Here is a 23,290-nt window from a genome sequence, read left to right as displayed (position 1 = left end):
TCAGCCGACGGCTCCTTCCATCTGCAGTTCGATCAGGCGGTTCAGTTCGAGCGCGTACTCCATGGGCAGCTCGCGCGCGATGGGCTCGACGAACCCGCGCACCACCATGGCCATCGCCTCGTCCTCGGTGAGGCCCCGCGACATCAGGTAGAACAGCTGGTCCTCGCTCACCTTCGACACCGTCGCCTCGTGCCCCATGGACACGTCGTCGTTGCGGATGTCGACATAGGGGTAGGTGTCCGAGCGCGAGATGTTGTCCACCAGCAGCGCGTCGCACTTCACGGTCGAGCGCGAGTGGTGCGCCCGCTTGGCCACGCGCACCAGGCCGCGGTAGGAGGTGCGGCCGCCGCCCCGCGCCACCGACTTCGACACGATGGTCGAGGAGGTGTGCGGCGCCAGGTGCTCCATCTTCGCCCCGGCGTCCTGGTGCTGGCCTTCGCCGGCGAAGGCCACGGACAGCACCTCGCCCTTGGCGTGCTCGCCCATCAGGAAGACCGAGGGGTACTTCATGGTGACCTTGGAGCCGATGTTGCCGTCGATCCACTCCATGGTCGCGCCCTCTTCGGCCTTGGCGCGCTTGGTGACCAGGTTGTAGACGTTGTTCGACCAGTTCTGGATCGTCGTGTAGCGGCAGCGGCCGCCCTTCTTCACGATGATCTCGACCACCGCCGAGTGCAGCGAGTCGGACTTGTAGATCGGCGCGGTGCAGCCTTCCACATAGTGGACGTAGGCGCCTTCGTCGACGATGATCAGCGTCCGCTCGAACTGGCCCATGTTCTCGGTGTTGATCCGGAAGTAGGCCTGCAGCGGGATGTCCACGTGCACGCCCGGCGGCACGTAGATGAACGAGCCGCCCGACCACACCGCGGTGTTGAGCGCGGAGAACTTGTTGTCCCCGGCCGGGATGACCGAGCCGAAGTACTCCTTGAACAGCTCCGGGTGCTCGCGCAGGCCGGTGTCGGTGTCCAGGAACACCACGCCCTGGGCCTCGAGGTCCTCACGGATCTTGTGGTAGACGACCTCGGACTCGTACTGGGCCGCCACCCCCGCGATCAGCCGCTGCTTCTCCGCCTCCGGGATGCCCAGCTTGTCGTAGGTGTTCTTGATGTCGGCGGGCAGTTCGTCCCAGCTGGCCGCCTGCTTCTCGGTGGAGCGGACGAAGTACTTGATGTTGTCGAAGTCGATGCCCGAGAGGTCGGCGCCCCAGTTCGGCATCGGCTTGCGCCCGAAGAGCTTCAGCGCCTTCAGGCGCGTTTCGAGCATCCAGTCCGGCTCGGACTTCTTCCCGGAGATGTCGCGCACGACATCCTCGTTCAGTCCACGCCGGGCGCTGGCTCCCGCCGCATCCGGGTCGGCCCAGCCGAACGCGTAGTTGCCCAGGGAGTCGATGGTCTCTTCCTGGGTCAGCGGAGCTGTGGCGGGAGTGCGCTGCTCGGCAGCGGCAGTCATGCGCTGGTCCCTCCATCCGGAGTTCGTGGGTGACCCTGCGGGCTCTCCGCGGGGACGTGGGTGGTGCACGCGGCGTCACCACGCGCGATCGTCGCCAGGCGCTGCACGTGCGTGCCCAGCAACGCGGCGAACGCCTCGGTCTCGGCCTCGCACAGCTGCGGGAACTCGGCTGCGACGTGGGCGACCGGGCAGTGGTGCTGGCACAGCTGCTCACCGCTGCCGACCTGGCGGGTCGACGCAGCGTAACCCTCCCTGGTCAGGGCCGCGGCGAGGGCCTCGGCGCGCCGGGCGGGCTCACCGGAGGCGGTCACCGCCGACCGGTGCGGCTCCACCAGGGAGGCGACCCGCCGTTCGGCGAAGGCCCGGACCGCGTCCTCGCCCGCGTGCTCGGCGAGGAACCGGATGGCCGAGACGGCCAGGTCGTCGTAGGCGTGGCCGAACCGGGCCCGTCCCGCCTCGGTGAGCAGGAAGAGCTTCGCCGGACGGCCGCGACCGCGCGGGCCGCGCCGGGGCGCGTCCCTGGTCTCGGCCTCGCCGTCGGCCAGCAGGGCGTCGAGGTGGCGGCGGACCGCCGTCGGGCTGATGCCCAGCCGGTCCGCGACCACCACGGCGGTCATCGGCCCGTCCTCCAGCAGCAGCCGCGCCACGGCGTGCCTGGTCCGGCCCTCGGTGCTCAGCTGTGCGGGCACCGTGACCTCCGGGCGGCGTGGCTCGCCGTCCGGCTGTCGTGATGCGCCGCTCTTTTTCACAACATAAGTGTGTCGTATTTCGGCGCCGAGGGCAAAGAGAGATCAATCGGCAGTGACTCGCGTCACGGGTCCGCGCTTGTCGATACCCTTCGAGGGTGGCAATTGGCGAGCCGGAGACCGAAGAGCGACCTGTCGCGTCGCCCGTGCGGCCGCCCGAGGCCGGCGCACTGGAGCCCGCGGAGCTGCGGGCCCTGGATGTGGTGCGCAGGCTGGGCACGGTGGGCGCGCTGTTTCTCGCGCTCGGCTCGCTGGGCGCGGGGGCGGCACCGGTGCTCAACCCCGTGCAGGACATCCCCGTCCTGAGGCTGTTCGCCCGCATCCCCACCGTTTCGCTGGCGATGGCGTTCACCGGGATGGGGATGCTGGTACTCGCCTGGCTGATGCTCGGCAGGTTCGCCCGTCCGGGGCGCGCCCGGCTGGCCAGCAGGCCGCAGCTGACCCGCACGCTGGTGATGTGGCTGACCCCGCTGATGGTCATCCCGCCGCTGTTCTCCCGTGACGTCTACAGCTACCTGGCGCAGAGCGAGATCGTGCACCGCGGGATGGACCCGTACTCCCTCGGCCCGGCGCAGGCCCTCGGCGTCGGCGACCCGCTGACCAGCGGCGTGTCCAACATGTGGCGCGAGACGCCCGCCCCCTACGGCCCGCTGTTCCTCAAGCTGGGCAGCCTGATCTCCGGCCTGGTCGGCGACAACATCGTGGCCGGGGTGCTGCTGCAGCGGGCGATGGCGCTGGCCGGGGTGGTGCTGATCATCTGGGCGCTGCCGCGGCTGGCCCGCCGGTTCGGGGTCGAGCCCGCGACCGCGCTGTGGCTCGGCGCGGCCAACCCCCTGGTGCTGTTCCACCTGGTGGCGGGCGCGCACAACGAGGCGCTCGGCATCGGCCTCATGCTCGCCGGGCTCGAACTGGGCATCCGGCGGCTGCCGGTCCGCGTGGCCGGTGACACCCCGCCCCCGCTCGCGCGGGGCGAACTGCTGTTCATCGTGCTCGGCGCGACCGTCATCACCCTCGGCGCCGCGGTGAAGATCAACGCGCTGATCGCGCTGGGCTTCTTCGGGGTGGTGATCGCGCGGCGCTGGCACGGCCGCATCGCGGACCTGCTGCGCGCGGGCGCGCTGATGACCGGCGTGTTCGCGGTGGTGATGGTCGCGGTCTGCTACGGCACCGGCCTCGGCTTCGGCTGGGTCGGCGCGCTGGGCACCCCCGGCCTGGTCCGCAGCTGGATCTCCCCCACCGCCGAGCTGGCCAACCTCGGCGGTGTGCTCGGCATCGCGCTGGGCCTCGGCAACCACACCGATTCCCTGGTGTCGATCATCCAGCTGGCGGGCACACTGGTGGCCGGGCTCATCACGGTGAAGTTCCTGTGGGACAGCTTCCGCTGGCGCTACCGGCCCATCATCGGCCTCGGCGTCTCGCTCGGCGCGTTCATGATGCTGCACGTCGCGATGCAGCCCTGGTGGCTGCTGTGGGCGGTCATCCCGCTCGCCGCGGCCGCCGGGACCTCCCGCTTCCGGGTGGCGGCGACGGTGGTGAGCGCGGTGCTCGCCTTCCTGGCCGGTCCGCCCGGCAGCAGCTTCAACGGCCGCTCGTTCGTGCCGCTGCAGGCCTACGCCGCCGGAATCGTGGTGGTTTTGGTCGCTTTGCTTGTGGTGCGCCGCACAGCGCCCTCGTTGCTGCGCCGCGACCGGGCCAGGCCCGCGCCGCTCGCCGGAACGGGGTCGTAGGCTTGTCGGTCGTGAGCACCCCTGCCGTCGAGATCACCGGACTGGTGAAGAGATACGGCTCGAAGATCGCCGTCGACGGCCTGGACCTCAAGATGGACCGCGGCCGGCTGCTGGCCCTGCTCGGGCCCAACGGCGCGGGCAAGACCACCACCGTGGAGATCTGCGAGGGCTTCCTGCGCCCCGACGCCGGCACCGTCCGCGTGCTCGGTCTCGACCCGGTGCGGGACGGCGCCGCCCTCAAACCCCGCATCGGCGTGATGCCCCAGGGCGGCGGGGCCTACCCCGGCGTCCGGGCCGGGGAGATGCTGGGCCTGGTCGCCGCCTGCGCCGCGGACCCGCTCGACCCCGCGTGGCTGCTCGACGTCCTCGGCCTGACCTCCGCCCGCCGCACCCCGTTCAAGCGGCTCTCCGGCGGCCAGCAGCAGCGGCTTTCCCTGGCCTGCGCCCTGGTGGGACGCCCGGAACTGGTCTTCCTCGACGAGCCGACCGCGGGCATGGACCCGCAGGCCCGGCGCCTGGTGTGGGACCTGCTCGGCGCGCTGCGCGCCGACGGGGTGAGCGTGCTGCTCACCACACACCTGATGGAGGAGGCCGAGGCGCTGGCCGACGACGTGGTGATCGTCGACGGCGGGCGGGTCATCGCCGAGGGCACGCCCAGCGCACTGACCGCCGAGGACGGCGACGCCGCGCAACTGCGCTTCAAGGCGCGCGCCGGGCTGGACACCACGCTGCTGTCCGCCGCGCTGCCCGAGGGCTACCAGGTGGAGGAGCTCGTGGCGGGCAGCTACCGGGTGCTCGGCCGGGTCGACCCGCAGGTGGTGTCCACCGTCACCTCGTGGTGTGCGCAACAGGGCGTGCTGGCCGAGGAGCTGCACGTGGGCAGGCGCGACCTGGAAGAGGTCTTCCTCGAGCTGACCGGACGGGAGCTGCGCTCGTGACCACCTTCGCCCCTGGCACCTTCACCCCCAAGCCCGGTACCGGCCGTCGCGGGCGGATGCTGCTCGCCCACGCGAAGGTCGAGACGAGCCTCACCCTGCGTAACGGCGAGCAGATCCTGCTCACCCTGCTCATCCCGCTGGCCCTGCTGGTCGGCCTCACCGTGCTGGACGTCCTGCCCACCGGCAACCTCGGTCCGGTGTCCAAGGTGGACTGGATCACGCCGAGGATCCTCGCGCTGGCGGTGATGTCCTCCGCCTTCACCGGCCAGGCCATCGCGCTGGGCTTCGACCGCCGCTACGGCGTGCTCAAGCGCCTGTCGGCCACCGCACTGCCCCGCTGGCTGCTGGTCGCCGGGCGCATCGTTTCGGCGCTGGTGGTGGTCGCGGTGCAGGTGGTCGTCCTGGGCATCGTCGCCGCCTTCCTCGGCTGGACCCCGTCCGGTGCCGGCGTGGCCGAGGCCGTCCTGCTGCTGGTGCTGGGCACGCTCAGCTTCGGCGCGCTCGGTGTGCTGCTCGGCGGCGCGCTGCGGGCCGAGGTGGTGCTCGCACTGGCCAACATCGTGTGGTTCGCGCTGCTGCTGGCGGGCGGCATCCTGCTCGCCCCGTCCGCACTGCCCTCCGGCGCGGCCACCCTGGTCGAACTGCTGCCCTCCGGCGCGCTGGCCGAGGGCCTGCGCGAGGCACTGGTCGACGGCACCCTCGGGCTGGAGCCCGTCGCAGTGCTGCTCGGCTGGGGTGTTGTGGCGGGCGTCATCGCCACCCGCACCACCCGGCTGACCTGAACCGGGCCGGGCCTACCATCGGCTTGTGTTCCTAACGCCCTACGTCGAACGCCTGCCCTACCCGTCGCGCACGGTCCAGCGGGCCATCGGCGTCGCGGCGGTGGTCACCCAGGCCGGGATCGGCGTCACCGGTTCCGTCGTCCGCGTCACCGGCTCCGGACTCGGCTGCTCCACCTGGCCCCAGTGCCAGCCGGGCAGCATGGTGCCCGTCGACCACGCCCAGTACCAGACGGTCACCCAGTGGATCGAGTTCGGCAACCGCCTGCTCACCTTCGTGCTCTTCGTCGCCGCGGTCGCGGCCGTGCTCGCGGCCTGGCGCATCGTGCTCGACCACCCGTCCCGGCGCCGGCTGGTCAAGCTGGCCTGGACGCTGCCCGGCGGCATCGTCCTGCAGGCCGTGGTCGGCGGGATGACGGTGCTCGCGAAGCTCGAATGGTGGACGGTGGCCATCCACTTCCTGGTCTCCACCCCGCTGGTCTGGCTCGCGGTCCTGCTGTTGCGCGCGTTCAACGAGGGCGACGAACCGCCCCGTCCGGTCGTCCCCCCGCTCGCCCGGAAGCTGCTCGTGCCGCTCGTCGTGCTGATGTGGCTGGTGCTCGCCGCGGGCACCACGGTCAGCGGCGCCGGTCCGCACGGCGGTGACCCCGGCACCCACCGCTTCCAGGCCCCCATCGAGACGCTCGCCCAGATCCACGGCGGACTGCTCGTGGCCTACCTCGTCGTCCTGGCGACCTTCGGCCTTGCGCTGATGCGCGGCCCCGTCCCGGCTGAGGTGTGGCGGCGCTACGGCGCCGTCTGGGCCGTCGCGCTCGCGCAGGGCCTGCTCGGCTCCGTCCAGTACGCACTGGGCGTGCCGGAGGTGCTGGTGGCCCTGCACGTGCTCGGTTCGGCGCTGGTGATCATCGCGACCGCCGCCCTGTGGTGCGGCTCCCGCGACCGCGGTGCGCCGGTGTCGGGCACTCCCGCCCCTCGCGAGTCCGGGGAACTCACCCCCGCCCGCTGAGGGAGCGGCGGGGCAGGAGGTCTCCTGCCGGTCATGTGGCGGTAACGCGGCAGCGGTGCCGCCGACAGGACGCCCCGCTACGCTGCGCGTACCCAGGGTGGAATTGTCCGGTTTCGCCCGCAGCCCGCAGTGAGGTCCCCGCCCCATGAGTGCCACCGACGTCCGAGCCGGCGCCAAACCGCTGATCTCCCATCACCGGCCGGCGGGGCAGATGATCGTGCTCAAGGCGTTCCTGCTGATCCCGTTCGCGGCCCTGCTCGCCGCCCTGCCCCTGGCGTGGGGCTGGGGACTGTCCTGGCTCGACCTGACGCTGGCCGCCGTGTTCTACGTGGTGGCCACCCTCGGTGTCACCGTGGGCTACCACCGCTACTTCACGCACGGCGCCTTCAAGGCCCGGCGGTCGCTGCGGGTGGCCCTCGCCATCGCCGGCAGCATGGCGGTGCAGGGCTCGGTGATCTTCTGGGTGGCCAGCCACCGCCGCCACCACGCGTTCGCCGACCGCGATGGCGACCCGCATTCCCCCTGGCTGTTCGGCACCACGCCGACGGCCCTGGCCCGCGGGTTCTGGCACGCGCACATGGGCTGGATGTTCCGCCGCGAGGTCACCAACTACGACCGGTTCGCCCCGGATCTGGTCGCCGACCGCGATCTGCGCCTGGTCGACCGCTTCTTCTGGCTGTGGATCACGCTCAGCCTCGGCCTGCCCGCCCTGCTCGGCGGGCTGCTGAGCTGGTCGTGGCAGGGCGCGGTGACCGCCTTCTTCTGGGCGGGGCTGGTGCGCGTCGCCTTCCTGCACCACGTGACCTGGTCGGTCAACTCGATCTGCCACCTGATGGGCGCGCGGCCGTTCACCAGCCGGGACCGGGCGACCAACTTCTGGCCGCTGGCGATCCTGTCCATGGGCGAGTCCTGGCACAACTCGCACCACGCCGACCCGACCTGCGCCCGGCACGGGGTGCTGCGCGGCCAGATCGACGTGTCGGCGCGGGTGATCTGGATCTTCGAGAAGCTACGCTGGGCCCGGGACGTGCGGTGGCCCCGGGCGGAGCGGCTCGCGGCCAGGCGCGTCAAGACGGCCTGACCGCGGGCGGAACGACCTCAGCGGCGGGCGCGCGGGCCCGCCATCCGGCGCCGGTGCTCCGGGCCGATCCTGGTGGCGTTGACGGTCTCGGCGTCCCATTCGGCGGGTTCGAGGTCGGCCACCGCTTCGACGAGCGCCTCGCCGGTCGCGGGCGCGGGCACCAGCACGTCGCCCAGCGCGCCGTCGGCGCCGACCAGCACGACACGGGCCCCGGCCCGGCCGATGTTCTCCACGACCGCCTTGGACGGCTTGCCGTGCTCGGCGACAAAACGCCGGGCCGCGTTCAGCTGCGCCGCGGTGGGTGCCTTGATCTTCTCGGTCTCTTCAGCCACTCGCGCATCTTAAGCCGTGGGAGCGGAACATCTCACCGACTGTGAGACTTGGTACGGGGGAACGGCAGTCATGATCCGAGGAGGTCCCATGCCCACGGCAGTGCAGATCCACCAGACCGGCGGCCCCGAAGTGCTGAAGGCGGCCGAGGTCGAGATCGGCGATCCCGGTCCCGGGGAACTGCTCGTCGACGTGGCCGCGGCGGGCGTGAACTACATCGACACCTACCACCGCAGCGGTATCTACCAGCTGGAGCTTCCCGCCACCCTGGGCATGGAGGGCGCCGGGACGGTGGCGGCCGTCGGCCCGGACGTGACCGGGTTCCGGCCCGGGGACCGGGTCGCCTGGCAGGGGCAGCTCGGCGGGTACGCGCAGCAGGCCCGCATCCCGGCCGGGATCGCGGTGCCGGTGCCGGAGGGCGTCCCGGACGAGACGGCGGCCGCGCTGCTGTTGCAGGGCATCACCGCGCACTACCTCGTGCGCTCCACCTACGAGGTGCAGGAGGGCGACGACATCCTGGTGCACGCCGCGGCAGGCGGGGTGGGGCTGCTGCTGGTGCAGCTGGCCAAGGCCCGCGGCGCACGGGTGATCGGCACGGTGTCCAGCGAAGAGAAGGAAAAGCTCGCGCGCGAGGCCGGTGCCGACGACGTGATCCGCTACGACCAGGTGGACTTCGCCCAGGCCACCCGCGACCTGACCGGCGGCGAAGGGGTCGCCGTCGTCTACGACGGGGTCGGGAAGGACACCTTCGACGGCAGCCTCGCGAGCCTGCGCATCCGGGGCGTGCTCGCGCTGTTCGGCGCGGCGAGCGGCCCGGTGCCGCCCTTCGACCCGCAGCGCCTCAACTCCGGCGGCTCCCTGTACCTCACGCGGCCCACGGCCGCCCACTACGTCCGCACCCGGGAGGAGCTGGACTGGCGGGCCCGGGAACTCTTCGACGCCGTGACCGGCGGCGCCCTCACCCTCCGCATCGGCGGCCGCTACCCCCTGGCCGACGCGCGGCGGGCGCACGAGGACCTGCAGGGCCGCCGCACCACCGGCAAACTCCTGCTCATCCCCTGACCTGGGCTCTCCCGGCCCTCCCGGGACCGTGGCAAGCCGTGAAGGGTCCCTTCACAGTCAAATCGACTGTGAAGGGACCCTTCACGGCCAACACTCACGCGACCTTGCCGGAGCCCTGGCCGATACGACCGTGTGGGGCCCCTCACGGCTCTGCCGCAAGCCTCAGGTGCCGGCGGCGGCGCGGATGGTCTCCTTCAGCGAGCCGGTGGTGGCGATGACCGCGGTGGGCTCGTAGCCGCAGTGCGCCATGCAGTTGGCGCAGCGTGGGTCCTTGCCGCGGCCGAAGGCGTCCCAGTCGGTCTCCTCGATCAGCTCGCGCCAGGTCTTGGCGTACCCGTCGTCGAGCAGGTAGCACGGCCGCTGCCAGCCCAGCAGCGAGTAGGACGGAATGCCCCACGGGGTGCATTCCAGGTCCCGCTTGCCCTCCAGGAAGTCCAGGAACACCGGCGAGTGGTTGAGCCGCCACTTCTTCCGCCTGCCCCCGGCGAACGCCTTCGCGAACAGCTCGCGCGTCTGCTGCACCCCGAGGAAGTGCTCCTGGTCCGGTGCCTTCTCGTAGGCGTAGCCCGGTGAGAGCTGCATGTTGTCCACGCCCACCACGTCGTTGAGGTAGTCGAGCACGTCGATGACGTCCTGCGGGGCGTCGGTGTTGAAGAACGTGGTGTTGGTCATCACCCGGAACCCGGCGTCCTTCGCCAGCTTGATCGCGTCGATCGCGGCCTGGAACCCGCCTTCCTTGCGCACCGACGCGTCGTGCTTGTCCTCGAGGCCGTCGATGTGCACCATCCACGCGAAGTCGGGGTGCGGCTTGAACCGGTGGAGGTGCTTGGGCAGCAGCAGCGCGTTCGTGCACAGGAACACGATCTTGTGGCGCTCCAGCAGGATCCGGGTGATCTCGTCGATCTGCGGGTGCATCAGCGGCTCGCCCCCGGCGATGGAGACCATCGGCGCCCCGCTCTCCTCCACCGCGCCGATCGCCTGCTGCACCGGCATCCGCTGTTTGAGCAGGTGCGCCGGCTGCTGGATCTTCCCGCACCCGCCGCATTTGAGGTTGCACGCGAACAGCGGTTCCAGCTCGACGAGGATCGCGTACTTGTCCCGGCGCAGCAGTTTCTGCTTCGCCAGGAAGGCGCCCAGCCGGACGGACTGCCGCAGTGGCATGGCCATGGTCTACCCCACCTCTCGAGGTAACGTGAAACGGATGTCTTCGTCGGCCACCTGGCTGTCCCGGACGCAGGTCCGGCCGAGACCGCTCAGGCATCGGGTCAGCTCCTCCACCAGGTGCGGCGGCGCCGACGCACCCGCGGTGATCCCGATCCGCCGCGCCCCCGCCAGCCATCGCAGGTCCACTTCGGACACATCGTCGACCAGATGGGCGGGCGCGCCCTGCCGCCTGGCCACCTCGACCAGCCGCTTGGAGTTGGACGAGTTGGCGGAGCCGACGACCAGGACGAGGTCGGCCTCCCCGGCGACGGCCCGCACCGCCCGCTGGCGGTTCGTCGTGGCGTAGCAGATGTCGTCGCGGCGCGGCGCCTGCATTGCCGGGAACCGCTCACGCAGCACCGTGGCGATCTCTTCGGCCTCGTCGACGGCGAGGGTGGTCTGCATCGCGTACGCCACCTTGCCCGGGTCGCGGGGCTGCACGTGGGCGGCGGCGGCCGCGTCCTCGACGACGACGACCTGTCCGGGCGCCTCGCCCACGGTGCCCTCGACCTCTTCGTGGTCGGCGTGGCCGATGAGGAACACCGTGTCACCGCGGGCCGAGTAGCGGCGAACCTCGTTGTGCACCTTGGTGACCAGCGGGCAGGTCGCGTCGATCACCCGGAGGTCCTTCGCCGCGGCGGCCTGGCGCACCGAGGGAGCGACCCCGTGGGCGGCCAGCACGGTGGTGGCCCCGGGCGGCACGTCCTCGATCTCCTGCACGAACACCGCACCCAGGCCTTCCAGCCGCCGCACCACATGCGCGTTGTGCACGATCTGGCGCCGCACGTAGACCGGGGCGCCGTACCGTTGCAACGCCCGTTCCACGATCTCGATCGCGCGGTCCACACCGGCGCAGAACGACCGCGGACTGGCGAGCAGGACCTCTCCCTCGCCCGTGGCCTCGCACCATTCCCGCAGCACGGGCGCCGCCGCATGCAGGGAGCGCAGCCCGGCGATGCCGCGCAGCACGGTTCCCGGACGCCACAGTGGACGGTCCGGGGTGTCCACGATGGCGCGGACCACGGCCAGCGGGCCCGGGACCTCGGCGAACTGCGCGGACTCCATGTCGACCGCGAGGGCACCGCCGACGGCCAGCCGTGCCCGGTCCGCTCCCTCCACCAGGGTGTCCGAGGAAGCGATCGGTCCGGTGTGGACGGTCAGGCCGAGGCGGCGCAGCGCACCGGCCGTCCCGGCCAGCAGCAGGTCGGTCACCCGGACCCCGCGGCGCCGCGCCAGCTCCCGCACCTCGTGCAGGTCCAGTGTCAGGGTCCCGAAGGTCCGCTTGGCCGTCCCGCTCACCGTAAGCCTGCCCTGGGGCCGCCGGTCGAAGGCCAGCTGCGCCAGGCCCACCGCGCCACCGAGCACCTGGCGCAAGCGGCCCGGCCGGGCCACGTCGCCCATCGCCGAGGTCAGGTCCGGCGAGTCGAACATGCTCAGCATCAGGTTGATCGTGCCGATGCCGTCGGCCACCGAATGGTGCACCAGGGAGATCACCGCGGCCACGTGCTCCTCGATGCCGGTCACCACGCACAGCCGCCACAGCGGGCGGTCCCTCGGCAGCGGCTGCCCGGCCAGCTCCGCGACCAGCCGGTGCAGCGCGGGCATCCCACCGGGCCGCCCGTCGGGACGGCGCAGATCGAACTCCGGCACGTGCCAGGCCCAGTCGATCCCGGTATGGGCGGTCCAGCGCAGGGGCCGCCAGCGGGTGGGTGGTGCCAGGCGGCGGCGGAAACCGGGCAGCCCCGGCAGCGCCGCGACGATCTTGGCCCGCAGTTGCCCGCGGGTGGGCGGGCCGTCCTGGCCCGAGGTGTCGAGCATGATCAGGCCGCCGACGTGCTGCGGCGCCCACGGGGTCTCCACGTGCAGGAAGAACGCGTCCGAGGCCGGGATCCGGCCGGTGTCTCGCCTCGCCACACCGCGATCATGGCACCGCGGCCACCGGAACGGCACTTCCAGCGGGTCAGGAGCCACCGAAGCGGGTGGCGAGCGTGCGGTAGAGCGAGGGCATCAGGCCCCGGACCGCGACGGGCAGCCGCAGCCAGCCGGGCACGTACGCCTCGGCGCGGCCCTCGCGCAGCGACCGCAGCACCGCCAGCGCCACCCGGTCCGCGGGCACGGGACGCGGGCTGCTGCGCTGGTAGGGCCGCCCCCGCCGGGTGAAGAACGCGGTGTCCACCACCCCGGGAACGACCACGCCGACGTGCACGGCGGAATCCGCCAGTTCGAACCGGAGACTTTCCGCGAAGGCGTCGACCCCGGCCTTGACGCCGGAATAGACCGCCTCGCCCGCGACCCCGGTGCGCCCCGCGATCGAAGTCACGAACATCACCGAGGACCGCGGGCGGGCACGCAGGGACGGCAGCAGCGCACGGGTCAGCTCCACCGGCGTGAGCAGGTTCACCTCGACGATCCGCCGCACGTCCGCCGCGGTCATCTCCGCAAAGGGACCCGCCCAGCCGATCCCGGCGTTGTTGACCAGGATGTCCACCTCGCCGAAGCGGCGGGTGATCTCCTCGGCGGCGGCGGGTACGGCCGCCGGGTCGGCGAAGTCCGCGGTGAGCGTGGCACCGCCGGTGCGCCCCGCCAGCGCGGCGAGCCTGCCGGGGTCGCGCCCGTGCAGCACGAGCCGCGCCCCGGCCTCGTGCAGCCGCAGCGCGGTCGCCGCCCCGATCCCCGACGAAGCGCCGGTGACCACCGCGAGCGCGCCCCGGACGTCCATGCGCAGGGACGCGTCAGCCGGTGACGCCGACCGCGTCGACGACGAACACGAGCGTCTCGTTCGGCTTGATGGTCTGCTGCCCGCTGGCGCCGTAGCCCAGCTGCGGCGGCACGACCAGCAGGCGGCGGCCGCCCTGCTTGATGCCCACCAGGCCCTGGTCCCAGCCGGTGATGACGGTGCCCTGGCCGAGGGTGAACGAGAACGGCTGCGAACCGAACGAGTTCTGCTGGTCCTTCTTGTCCGACCAGGTGTAGAGGTCGTAGTTCATCTGCAGCGCGCTGCCGGCCTTCGCTTCGGCTCCGCTCCCGGCCTTGAGGTCCTTGGTCAGCAGCTTCGTCGGCGCGGTGCAGGTGTCCGGGATGGTGACGGTCGGCTTGCTGCCGTAGTCCCCGGTGACCTTGATGTCGTCCGCGGTGCACTCATGCTGCTGGGCGGTCGGCGCGGCGGCCGCCGAAGAGGCCGAAGAGGCCGAGGTGGCTCCCGCCGGGTTCGGCGCCGGATAGGTGGGTCCGTTGCCGGGAGGGTAGGACGAGGGCTCCTGGCCGTTGGAGCAGGCGGCGAGCCCCAGCGCGGCTGCCACCACGAGCACGATCTTGCCAGCATTACGCATGGCGACACCTTAACCGCCGGTTGACCTGTCCTTATCCGGCACCCACGAGAGTCGGCAGCGCGTGCTCGGTGTAGACGACGCCGAGCCGCTGCGTCGCCCGGGTGAGCGCGACGTACAGGTCGTTCCAGCCCCGCGGGGAGGCCGCCACGATCTCCTCGGGCGCCACCACGAGCACCCCGTCGAACTCCAGTCCCTTCGCCTCGCCGACGGTCAGCACGGACAGCCGTTCGTCCTCGGGCAGCTGCTGCCGCACCCGGTCCAGCCGGGAGTCCGGGCACAGCACGGCGAGCGTGCCGCCGTCGGCCGCGGCCAGCTCCCGCGCGGCCAGCCCCGCGACCCCCTCCTCGGGCATCTTCCGCTGCCACGGCTCGACCCCGGTCTCCCGGACCGAGGAGGGCGCCCGCAGCCGCGAGTCCACCTCGGCGAGAGCGGCCGCGGCCAGCCGCATGATCTCGGCCGGGGTGCGGTAGTTGACGGTCAGTTCCCGCAGGCGCCAGCGGTCCTCGACGTAGGGGGCGAGCATCTCGTGCCACGAGGAAGCGCCCGCCGCCGCACCGGTTTGCGCGACGTCGCCGACCAGGGTCATCGACCGGCTGGGGCAGCGCCGCATGAGCAGCCGCCAGTCCATCGGCGACAGCTCCTGCGCCTCGTCGACGATCACGTGCCCGAAGGTCCAGCGACGGTCGGCCGCCGCCCGCTGCGCGGCGGTCAGCTCACTGCGGCGCTGCTGGCGCTCGGCGAACAGTTCGGCGTCGAGGATGTCGCTCACCCGGAGGACTTCCTCGTCGATGATCTCCTCGTCCTGTTCGAGGATGTCGAGCACGCCCTCGGCGTAGGCCCGTTCCTCACGCTCGCGCCGCGCCCTCGCGGCGCGCTGGTCGCTGTCGTCCTCGCCGAGCAGCTCGGCCAGCTCGTCGAGCAGCGGCACGTCGGCGGGTGTCCACCGCTCGGCGGCGGGACGCACCAGACGCGCCCACTCCTCCTCGGCGAGGAGGCCGCCCGCCGCGGACTCCAGCCGCTCCGGCGCGGAGAACAACTCGCGCAGCAGGCGCTGCGGGGTGATCTTCGGCCACAGGGAGTCCAGCGCCTCGCGGACGGTCGCCGAGGCGGCCAGCTCGGCCCGGATCTCCGCCCGGTCCCCCGAATCGAGCACCGGCACGCCCGCGGTCTCCCCCGCCTTGAGGGGGATTTCCGGCACGCCGTCGAACAGGTCGACCTCGAACCGGCTCGCCGCCCGCTCCGCCAGCACGTCGAGCAGCTCTTCGAAGAACACGCGGCGGGCGACGTTGTGCGGACGCAGGGTCCCGCGCGCCTTGGCGCGGGCCCGCTCGCAGGTCGCCCGGTCCAGCTGGAGCACCCCGTCGTCGAACTCCACCTCGAGCACGTCTTCGGGCACCCGCTGGCGGTCGGCGACCGCGGCGGCCAGCACCCGGGTCATCACCAGCCGGCCCTTGACCTCGGCGGCCTCGCGGCCGTCCGTTCCCCGGGCCCGTACCCCGGGGAACAACTGCCCCACCGTGGCCAGCAGCACACCGGTCTCCCCCAGCGACGGGAGCACCTGCCCGATGTAGCGCAGGAACGTGCTGTTCGGGCCCACCACGAGCACGCCGCGCGTGGCGAGCTGCTGGCGGTAGGTGTAGAGCAGATACGCGGCGCGATGCAGGGCGACGGCCGTCTTGCCGGTGCCCGGGCCGCCCTGGACCACGAGCACCCCGCCGAGCTCGTCCCGGATGATCCGGTCCTGCTCGGCCTGGATGGTGGCGACGATGTCGCTCATCTCACCGGTCCGGCGGCGCTCCAGCGCGGCCAGCAGCGCCGCCTCGCCCGCCAGCCCCAGGTCGTGGCCCTGGTCGGCGGCCCGCAGGTCCAGGATCTCGTCGTCGAGGCCGACCACCCTGCGGCTGAGGGTGCGGATGTGCCTGCGCCGCCGCACCCCCTCCGGAGAGGCGGCGGTGGCCAGGTAGAACGGCCGCGCGGCGGGGGCGCGCCAGTCGATGAGCAGTGGTTCGTAGTCACCGTCTTCGTCGAACAGCCCCAGCCTGCCGACGTAGACGGTCTCGTCCTCGTGGAAGTCGAGGCGGCCGAAGCACAGTCCCTGTTCCACCGAGCCGAGCTGGGCGAGCCGCTCCGAGTACAGGGTCGTGGCCACATCCCGCTCGGTGCGGGCCTGCGGCGGTCCTCCGGCCTGCCCCAGTACCTCGGTCAGGCGCCGCTGCGCGGATTCCCGCTCGGCGTCGAGCCTGCGGTAAAGAAGGGACACGTAGTCCTGTTCCCCCGCCAGGTCGGTGCTGTTGTCTGGTTCCCGTTCCGGGGACACGGACAAGACGCAACCCACTTTCGCATCCGGAATGATCTGGTGACTGTTGCCCAACGCGGGAACCCGCCGGGGAATTCCCGCGCCGGCGGCCACCCGCCGGATCGTGCGAAGAACTAGAACGGCAGGCCGAAGGCGGGGAAGCCGAACGCCGAGTCCACGGCCAGCGCGCAGAACACGATCATCAGATACGTGTTCGAGCGGTGGAACAGGGCCATCGGCTTGGTCGCCACCCCGCGCTTGACCTGGCGGTAGAGCCGGTGCGCGTAGAAGAGGAACCAGGTACCGGCCAGCACCGCGAAACCGGCGTAGAGCCAGCTCGTCGCGGGCATCAGCAACAGGCTCCAGCCGACCATGACCCACGAGTAGATGAGGATCTGCCGCGCCACGTGCTGGGGGGTGGCCACGACCGGCAGCATCGGCACGCCGGCCCGCTCGTAGTCCTCCCGGTACCGCATGGCCAGTGCCCAGGTGTGCGGCGGGGTCCAGAAGAAGATCACACCGAACATCACGAAGGCGGGCCACTGCACGGTGCCGGTGACCGCGGACCAGCCGATCACGGTCGGCATGCAGCCCGCCGCCCCGCCCCACACCACGTTCTGCGCCGTCCGCCGCTTCAGGCCGAAGGTGTAGACGAAGATGTAGAACAGGATCGTGACGACCGCGAGGATCGCCGAAAGCAGGTTGACCGTGAGATAGAGCATCGCGAACGACGCGATGCCCAGCACGATGCCGAACACGAGCGCGTTGCGCCGCGGAACGGAGTCACGGACCAGCGGCCGGCGCTTGGTGCGGTTCATCACCTTGTCGATGTCCGCGTCGATCACGCAGTTCAGCGCGTTCGCGCTGCCCGCGGCCATGGAACCGCCGATCAGCGTGGCCAGCATCAGCCACGGCGACGGAATCGTCCGCCCGGCAAGGAACATCGCCGGAATGGTCGTCACCAGCAACAGCTCGATGACCTGCGGTTTCGTCAACGCGAGGTAGGCACCCGCGCGCCCGAGAAGGCGCTGCGGGAGCGTGCCGGGCCGTCCGCCGCTCGGGTCCACAGCGCTGGTGCTGTCACTGCGGCCGTGCGCAGCGTCCACCAACGACATTTCGCTCCCTGGGTCGGATCCAAATCGGGTCGGCACCAAGGCGCGACACCTCGACCGATGGTAGTCACGGCCGCGGGCAGCGGCGCGCCTGGGGTTGCCGATCTCACCGTCCCGCCACGGTAAGTGTCGGGTTTCGACCCGGCGGGTAGTCACCCACTAGGCTGCCTGCCCAGGGACCCGATCGTGGCTGCGCGCAGGGCCCCGAGCAGGAATATTGCGCCTTCGTGATCGATTGAGACAAGGGGTAGCCTGCAGGCGCGCGCAAGCCGAGTGACGAAAACGACCAACGACAAGCACCGGGGAGTCCGAGTTCAGTGTCCGAAACCGCCTCTATCAGCGAGAACAACCCTCTGCTCCGGCGGAACGTGCCCGCCGGCTGGACCGATCTCGACACCCGCGCCGTGGACACCGTCCGGGTGCTGGCCGCGGATGCGGTCGAGCACTGCGGCAGCGGGCATCCGGGCACCGCGATGAGCCTGGCCCCGCTGGCCTACACGCTGTTCCAGCGCGAGATGCGTCACGATCCCAGTGACCCCGAGTGGCCCGCGCGCGACCGGTTCGTCCTCTCCGCCGGGCACAGCAGCCTGACGCTCTACATCCAGCTGTTCCTCTCCGGCTACGGCCTCGAACTCGAGGACCTCAAGCAGCTGCGCAAGTGGGGATCCAAGACCCCGGGCCACCCCGAGTACGGCCACACCAAGGGCGTGGAGACCACCACCGGCCCGCTGGGCCAGGGCCTGGCCAACGCGGTCGGCATGGCGATGGCCGCCCGCCGCGAGCGCGGCCTGCTCGACCCCGCGGCCGCGCCCGGCGAGAGCATCTTCGACCACTACATCTACGTGATCGCTTCCGACGGCGACATCGAAGAGGGCGTCACCTCCGAGGCCTCCTCCATCGCGGGCCGCCAGGAGCTGGGCAACCTGATCGTCTTCTACGACGACAACAAGATCTCCATAGAGGACGACACCACCATCGCCCTGTCCGAGGACACCGCGAAGCGGTACGAGGCCTACGGCTGGCACGTGCAGACCGTCGAGGGCGGCGAGGACGTGGTGGCGATCCAGGAGGCGATCGCGGCGGCCAAGGCCGACCCGCGCCCGTCCTTCATCCTCCTGCGCACCGTGATCGGCTACCCGGCGCCGACGAAGATGAACACCGGCAAGTCGCACGGTGCCGCGCTGGGCGCCGAAGAGGTGGCCGCGGTCAAGAAGATCCTCGGATTCGACCCGGAGAAGCACTTCGAGGTCGACGACGAGGTGCTGGCCCACGCCCGCCAGGCGGTCGACCGCGGCAAGCAGTGGCGCGCCGAATGGCAGGAGCGCCACGACGCGTGGGCCGCGGCCAACCCGGAGCGCAAGGCGCTGGCCGACCGGCTGGCCACCCGCACCCTGCCCGAGGGCTGGGCGGACAAGCTGCCCTCCTGGGAGCCCGACGCCAAGGGCATCGCCACCCGCAAGGCCTCCGGCGAGGTGCTCTCCGCCCTGGCCGACCCGCTGCCGGAACTGTGGGGCGGTTCGGCCGACCTGGCCGAGAGCAACAACACCACGATGAAGGGCGCCGACTCCTTCGGCCCGGAAAAGGCTTCCACGGGCATGTGGCGGGCCAACCCCTACGGCCGCACGCTGCACTTCGGTGTCCGCGAGCACGCGATGGGCTCGATCCTCAACGGCATCGCGCTGCACGGCGGCACCCGGCCCTACGGTGCGACCTTCCTCATCTTCAGCGACTACATGCGCCCGCCGGTGCGGCTGGCCGCGCTGATGAAGCTGCCGGTCACCTACGTCTGGACGCACGACTCGATCGGTCTCGGCGAGGACGGCCCGACGCACCAGCCGATCGAGCAGCTGGCCTCGCTGCGCGCGATCCCGGGCCTGAACGTGGTCCGGCCCGCGGACGCCAACGAGACCGCCGCCGCGTGGAAGGCCGTGCTGGAGGACACCGAGCACCCGTCGGGCCTGGCGCTGACCCGCCAGAACGTGCCGATCCTCGAAGGCACCTCGGCCGAGGGCGTGGCCAAGGGCGGGTACGTACTGGCCGAGGCCGAGGGCGGCGCCTCCGGCAAGCCCGAGGTGATCCTCATCGCCACCGGCTCGGAGGTCCAGCTGGCCGTCGCGGCCCGCGAGGCCCTGCAGGCCGGCGGCGTGCCGACCCGCGTGGTCTCGATGCCGTGTGTGGAGTGGTTCGACGCGCAGGACGAGGCGTACCGGGAATCGGTGCTGCCTTCGGACGTCAAGGCCCGCGTCTCGGTCGAGGCCGGCGTGGCCCAGCCGTGGTACCGCTTCGTCGGCGACGCCGGTGAGATCGTCTCGATCGAGCACTTCGGCGCCTCCGCCGACTACCAGACCCTGTTCCGCGAGTTCGGGTTCACCGCCGACGCCGTGGTCGCCGCCGCGCGCAGCTCGCTCGCCAAGAGCAAGAACTCCTGACCACAGAGGGGATCACCGTCATGAGCGAAACCGGAAACGGCAGCACCGACCGGCTCGCCGCGCTGTCCGAGGCCGGCGTGTCCATCTGGCTCGACGACCTGTCACGGGAACGGCTGAACTCGGGCAACCTCGCCGAGCTCATCCGGGACCGCCACGTCGTGGGGGTCACCACCAATCCGACGATCTTCGCCAACGCCCTGTCCCAGGGCGAGGCCTACGACGAGCAGGTCCGTGAGCTCGCCGCCCGCGGCGCCGGCCTGTCGGCCACCGTGCGCGAGCTGACCACCACCGACGTGCGCAACGCCGCGGACCTGTTCCGCGACGTCTACCGCGCGAGCAACGGGGTGGACGGCCGCGTCTCCATCGAGGTCGACCCGCGCCTGGCCAAGGACGCGGAGAAGACCGCGGCCGAGGCGCAGGACCTGTGGAAGACGGTGGACCGGCCGAACATCCTCATCAAGATCCCGGCCACCGAGGAAGGCCTGCCCGCGATCACCCGCACGCTCGCCGAGGGCATCAGCGTCAACGTCACGCTGATCTTCTCCCCTGAGCGCTACCGCGCGGTGATCGAGGCCTTCTTCGCGGGCCTGGAGCAGGCCAAGGCCAACGGCCACGACCTGCGGGCGATCGAGTCCGTCGCCTCCTTCTTCGTGTCCCGTGTGGACACCGAGGTCGACAAGCGGCTCGACGCGATCGGCACCGCCGAGGCGAAGGCACTGCGGGGTGAGGCGGCGATCGCGAACGCGCGCCTGGCCTACGCCACCTACCTGGAGCAGTTCGCGTCGGAGCGCTGGGCCGCGCTCAAGGCCGCCGGCGCCAACCCGCAGCGCCCGCTGTGGGCCTCCACCGGCGTCAAGGACCCGGCCTACTCCGACACCCGCTACGTCGACCAGCTCGTGGTGGCGGGCACGGTCAACACGATGCCGGAGAAGACGCTCTTCGCCGCCGCCGATCACGCGGAGATCGAGGGCGACAAGGTCAGCGGCACCGAGGCGCAGGCCCAGGCGGTCTTCGACCAGCTTTCCGCGGTCGGCGTGGATGTCGCCGACGTGTTCCGCACCCTCGAGGACGAGGGCGTGGAGAAGTTCGAGAAGTCCTGGCAAGAGCTGCTCGACACCGTCGAGGCGCAGCTCGGGAAGGCTGAGAACTGACATGATGGGGGACGAAACCAGCGGGCTTTCCGTCACCATCCCCGATGGGCAGCTCGCGGCCCAGGCCGCCCCGCTGGTGGACAAGCTGGTCTCGGACCAGATCGCCTCGAAGCTCGCCGCCGGGGACCCCACCCTGTGGGGTCCCGAGGCGGAGCCCGAAGCGTCCATCCGGCTGTCCTGGACCACGCTCCACAAGAGCTCGCGTCCGCTGATCGGGGAAATCGAGGCGCTGCGCGAGGAACTGCGCGGCGAAGGCGTGGACCGCGTCGTGCTGGCCGGCATGGGCGGCTCGTCGCTGGCGCCCGAGGTGATCACCAGGACCGAGGGCGTGGCACTGACCGTCCTGGACACCACCGACCCCGGCCAGGTCGCCGACGCCCTCGCCGGTGATCTCACCCGCACCGTGCTGGTGGTGTCGTCGAAGTCCGGCGGCACGGTGGAGACCGACAGCCACCGCCGCATCTTCGCGAAGGCCTTCGGGGAGGCCGGTGTCGACGCGGCGAGGCGGATCATCGTGGTCACCGACCCGGGTTCGCCGCTGGCGCAGCTGGCCGAGAACGAGGGCTACCGCAAGGTGTTCCTGGCCGACCCGCACGTCGGCGGCCGCTACTCGGCGCTCACCGCGTTCGGGCTGGTCCCGGCCGGGCTGGCGGGCGCCGACGTGGCCCGCCTGCTCGACCAGGCCGCCGCCGCGGCCCAGGTGCTGGGCGGCGACGACGCGGACAACCCGGCGCTGCGGCTCGCCGCGGCCTGGGGCGCCGCGCACGCCAACGGTGCGGAGAAGGTCGTACTGGCGACGACCGACTCGGGCGGCCCGGATTCGCTGCCCGGCTTCCCCGACTGGGCCGAACAGCTCATCGCCGAGTCCACCGGCAAGCAGGGCACCGGCCTGCTGCCGGTCGCCGTCGAGAGCGCCGACGCGCCCGGTTTCGCCGACGCCGGTGCCGACGCGACCCCGGTCGCCGTCGGCCCGGCCACGGGCGCGGCGAAGATCGCCACCTCCGGTTCGCTCGGGGCCCAGTTCCTGCTGTGGGAGTTCGCCACCGCGATCGCGGGCAGGCTGCTGGGGATCAACCCGTTCGACCAGCCCGACGTGGAGGCCGCCAAGGCGGCCGCCCGATCGCTGCTGGACAACCCCGCCGCGCTCGGCGGCGGCGAGACCCCGTCCACTGTGGACGGCGCGGTGGAGGTCTTCGCACCCGCCGGGGTGTCCGGCGAGGGCACGCTCACCGACGTGCTCGCCGAGTTCCTCGCCACCGCGCCGGAACACGGCTACCTCGCCGTGCAGGCCTACCTGGACCGGCTCGACGACGCCTCCGCTTCGCTGCTGCGCAGCGAGCTGGCGCGGCGCACCGGGCTGCAGACCACCTTCGGCTGGGGGCCGCGGTTCCTGCACTCGACAGGGCAGTACCACAAGGGCGGGCACCAGAACGGCATCTTCCTGCAGATCACCGGTGCCGCCGAGAACGATCTCGACGTCCCGGACCGCCCCTACACCCTGGGCAAGCTGCAGCACGCGCAGGCGCTCGGCGACGGGCAGGTGCTCACCGGGCACGGCAGGCCGGTGCTGCGGCTGCACCTCACGGACCGGGCCGCCGGCCTGGCCCAGCTCGTCCGGGCGATTCAGGCGATCCAGGAGGTGGGGGGCCGGTGACCGACTGGAGCAACCCGCTGCGCGATCCGCGCGACAAGCGCCTGCCGCGCATCGCGGGCCCGTCCAGCATGGTGATCTTCGGGGTCACCGGCGACCTGTCCCGCAAGAAGCTCATGCCCGCGATCTACGACCTGGCCAACCGGGGCCTGCTGCCCGCGGGGTTCTCGCTGATCGGGTTCGCCCGGCGGGACTGGGAGAACGAGGACTTCGGGCAACTGGTGCACGACGCGGTCGCCGAGCACGCCCGCACCCCCTTTCGCGAGTCGGTGTGGAACCGGCTCGCCGAAGGCATCCGTTTCGTGCAGGGCACCTTCGACGACGACGACGCCTTCGACCGGCTCGCGCAGACCGTGCGGGACCTCGACGCCGAACGCGGCACCGGGGGCAACACCGCGTTCTACCTGTCGATCCCGCCCAGCGCGTTCCCGGTGGTGACCAAGCAGCTGGCCCGCTCCGGTCTCGCGCAGGGCGACGACCAGTCGTGGCGCCGGGTGGTCATCGAGAAGCCGTTCGGGCACGACCTGGCCAGCGCCAAGGAACTCAACACCATCGTCAACGACGTCTTCCCCGAGGAGTCGGTGTTCCGCATCGACCACTACCTGGGGAAGGAGACGGTGCAGAACATCCTGGCGCTGCGCTTCGCCAACCAGATGTTCGAGCCGATCTGGAACTCCAACTACGTCGACCACGTGCAGATCACCATGGCCGAGGACATCGGCCTCGGCGGCCGGGCCGGCTACTACGACGGTATCGGCGCGGCACGGGACGTGATCCAGAACCACCTCCTGCAGCTGCTGGCCTTCACCGCGATGGAGGAACCGCTGTCGTTCGAGCCGCGGGCCCTGCGCGCGGAGAAGATCAAGGTGCTGTCGGCCACGAAACCGTGCCATCCCCTGGACCGGACGACCGCCCGCGGGCAGTACGCGGGCGGCTGGCAGGGCGGCAAGAAGGTGCCGGGCCTGTTGCAGGAGGCCGGGTTCGCCAAGGACTCGACCACC

Annotated in this window: 19 protein-coding genes; 10 read left to right on the top strand and 9 right to left on the bottom strand. The window is 71.7% G+C overall.

Features of this window, described 5'->3' with window-relative positions; translation table 11 throughout:
- Together sufB and FNH05_RS04620 are read right to left on the bottom strand one after the other, a co-directional pair.
- A complete protein-coding gene (sufB, locus tag FNH05_RS04625; RefSeq protein WP_144586011.1) occupies positions 1-1,449 on the bottom strand; it encodes a Fe-S cluster assembly protein SufB in 1,449 nt (482 codons plus the stop codon).
- Positions 1,446-2,198, bottom strand: a complete 753-nt coding sequence (locus FNH05_RS04620; protein WP_144586010.1) for a helix-turn-helix transcriptional regulator — start codon at positions 2,196-2,198, stop codon at positions 1,446-1,448. The genes sufB and FNH05_RS04620 overlap by 4 nt, the downstream gene beginning before the upstream one ends.
- A 95-nt stretch (positions 2,199-2,293) precedes the next feature.
- Here FNH05_RS04620 and mptB point away from each other — a divergent pair, with 95 nt between their 5' ends.
- The 5 genes from mptB (at position 2,294) to FNH05_RS04595 (ending at position 7,726) form a co-directional block, all read left to right on the top strand.
- Positions 2,294-3,922, top strand: coding sequence for a polyprenol phosphomannose-dependent alpha 1,6 mannosyltransferase MptB (mptB, locus tag FNH05_RS37820; RefSeq protein WP_186382374.1), 1,629 nt, complete (start codon positions 2,294-2,296; stop codon positions 3,920-3,922).
- A gap of 11 nt (positions 3,923-3,933) precedes the next feature.
- The gene (locus tag FNH05_RS04610; protein WP_144586009.1) at positions 3,934-4,860 is read left to right on the top strand and encodes an ABC transporter ATP-binding protein; all 927 of its coding nucleotides are present in this window, start codon (positions 3,934-3,936) and stop codon (positions 4,858-4,860) included.
- A 56-nt stretch (positions 4,861-4,916) separates the two neighbouring features.
- Positions 4,917-5,642 (top strand): ABC transporter permease, encoded by a 726-nt coding sequence (locus FNH05_RS04605; protein WP_186382375.1) that lies wholly within the window; start codon positions 4,917-4,919, stop codon positions 5,640-5,642.
- Positions 5,643-5,667: 25 nt separating this feature from the next.
- A complete protein-coding gene (locus FNH05_RS04600; protein ID WP_144586007.1) occupies positions 5,668-6,645 on the top strand; it encodes a COX15/CtaA family protein in 978 nt (325 codons plus the stop codon).
- Positions 6,646-6,790: 145 nt separating this feature from the next.
- Positions 6,791-7,726, top strand: coding sequence for an acyl-CoA desaturase (locus FNH05_RS04595; RefSeq protein ID WP_144586006.1), 936 nt, complete (start codon positions 6,791-6,793; stop codon positions 7,724-7,726).
- A 17-nt stretch (positions 7,727-7,743) separates the two neighbouring features.
- Here FNH05_RS04595 and FNH05_RS04590 read toward each other — a convergent pair whose 3' ends face one another.
- On the bottom strand, positions 7,744-8,058 hold the full coding sequence (locus tag FNH05_RS04590) for a hypothetical protein (RefSeq protein WP_144586005.1): 315 nt from the start codon (positions 8,056-8,058) through the stop codon (positions 7,744-7,746).
- Positions 8,059-8,146: 88 nt separating this feature from the next.
- Between FNH05_RS04590 and FNH05_RS04585 the strand changes: the two genes are divergently transcribed.
- On the top strand, positions 8,147-9,118 hold the full coding sequence (locus FNH05_RS04585; RefSeq protein ID WP_144586004.1) for a quinone oxidoreductase family protein: 972 nt from the start codon (positions 8,147-8,149) through the stop codon (positions 9,116-9,118).
- A 162-nt stretch (positions 9,119-9,280) separates the two neighbouring features.
- Here the strand turns inward: FNH05_RS04585 and hpnH are convergent, their stop codons facing one another.
- From hpnH to FNH05_RS04555, 6 genes are all read right to left on the bottom strand, one after another.
- Entirely contained in the window at positions 9,281-10,285 is a 1,005-nt protein-coding gene (hpnH, locus tag FNH05_RS04580; RefSeq protein WP_144586003.1) for an adenosyl-hopene transferase HpnH, read from the bottom strand.
- A gap of 3 nt (positions 10,286-10,288) precedes the next feature.
- The gene (gene ispH / locus FNH05_RS04575; protein ID WP_186382373.1) at positions 10,289-12,235 is read right to left on the bottom strand and encodes a 4-hydroxy-3-methylbut-2-enyl diphosphate reductase; all 1,947 of its coding nucleotides are present in this window, start codon (positions 12,233-12,235) and stop codon (positions 10,289-10,291) included.
- Positions 12,236-12,281: 46 nt separating this feature from the next.
- Positions 12,282-13,040 carry an SDR family NAD(P)-dependent oxidoreductase gene (locus FNH05_RS04570; protein ID WP_144586001.1) on the bottom strand — a complete coding sequence of 253 codons (759 nt, stop codon included), beginning with the start codon at positions 13,038-13,040 and terminating at the stop codon, positions 12,282-12,284.
- Between the two features lie 13 nt (positions 13,041-13,053).
- Positions 13,054-13,650 carry an FKBP-type peptidyl-prolyl cis-trans isomerase gene (locus tag FNH05_RS04565; protein WP_144586000.1) on the bottom strand — a complete coding sequence of 199 codons (597 nt, stop codon included), beginning with the start codon at positions 13,648-13,650 and terminating at the stop codon, positions 13,054-13,056.
- 31 nt (positions 13,651-13,681) lie between these two features.
- Positions 13,682-15,973, bottom strand: coding sequence for a HelD family protein (locus FNH05_RS04560; RefSeq protein ID WP_186382372.1), 2,292 nt, complete (start codon positions 15,971-15,973; stop codon positions 13,682-13,684).
- A 107-nt stretch (positions 15,974-16,080) separates the two neighbouring features.
- Positions 16,081-17,061 carry a heme o synthase gene (locus FNH05_RS04555; RefSeq protein WP_144585998.1) on the bottom strand — a complete coding sequence of 327 codons (981 nt, stop codon included), beginning with the start codon at positions 17,059-17,061 and terminating at the stop codon, positions 16,081-16,083.
- A gap of 314 nt (positions 17,062-17,375) precedes the next feature.
- Here FNH05_RS04555 and tkt point away from each other — a divergent pair, with 314 nt between their 5' ends.
- From tkt to zwf, 4 genes are all read left to right on the top strand, one after another.
- Positions 17,376-19,487 (top strand): transketolase, encoded by a 2,112-nt coding sequence (gene tkt, locus FNH05_RS04550; RefSeq protein WP_144585997.1) that lies wholly within the window; start codon positions 17,376-17,378, stop codon positions 19,485-19,487.
- Between the two features lie 20 nt (positions 19,488-19,507).
- On the top strand, positions 19,508-20,638 hold the full coding sequence (gene tal, locus FNH05_RS04545; RefSeq protein WP_144585996.1) for a transaldolase: 1,131 nt from the start codon (positions 19,508-19,510) through the stop codon (positions 20,636-20,638).
- A 4-nt stretch (positions 20,639-20,642) separates the two neighbouring features.
- Positions 20,643-22,292 (top strand): glucose-6-phosphate isomerase, encoded by a 1,650-nt coding sequence (locus FNH05_RS04540; RefSeq protein ID WP_425458412.1) that lies wholly within the window; start codon positions 20,643-20,645, stop codon positions 22,290-22,292.
- On the top strand, positions 22,289-23,290 hold a 1,002-nt coding region (gene zwf / locus FNH05_RS04535), incomplete at its 3' end, for a glucose-6-phosphate dehydrogenase (protein ID WP_144585994.1). The genes FNH05_RS04540 and zwf, both read left to right, overlap by 4 nt.

Origin of the sequence: Amycolatopsis rhizosphaerae (genome assembly GCF_007713715.1) — a bacterium.
Classification (GTDB): domain Bacteria; phylum Actinomycetota; class Actinomycetes; order Mycobacteriales; family Pseudonocardiaceae; genus Amycolatopsis_E; species Amycolatopsis_E rhizosphaerae.
Note: the sequence above shows the minus strand (reverse complement) of the source record. Positions and strands in the feature narration are given on the sequence as shown.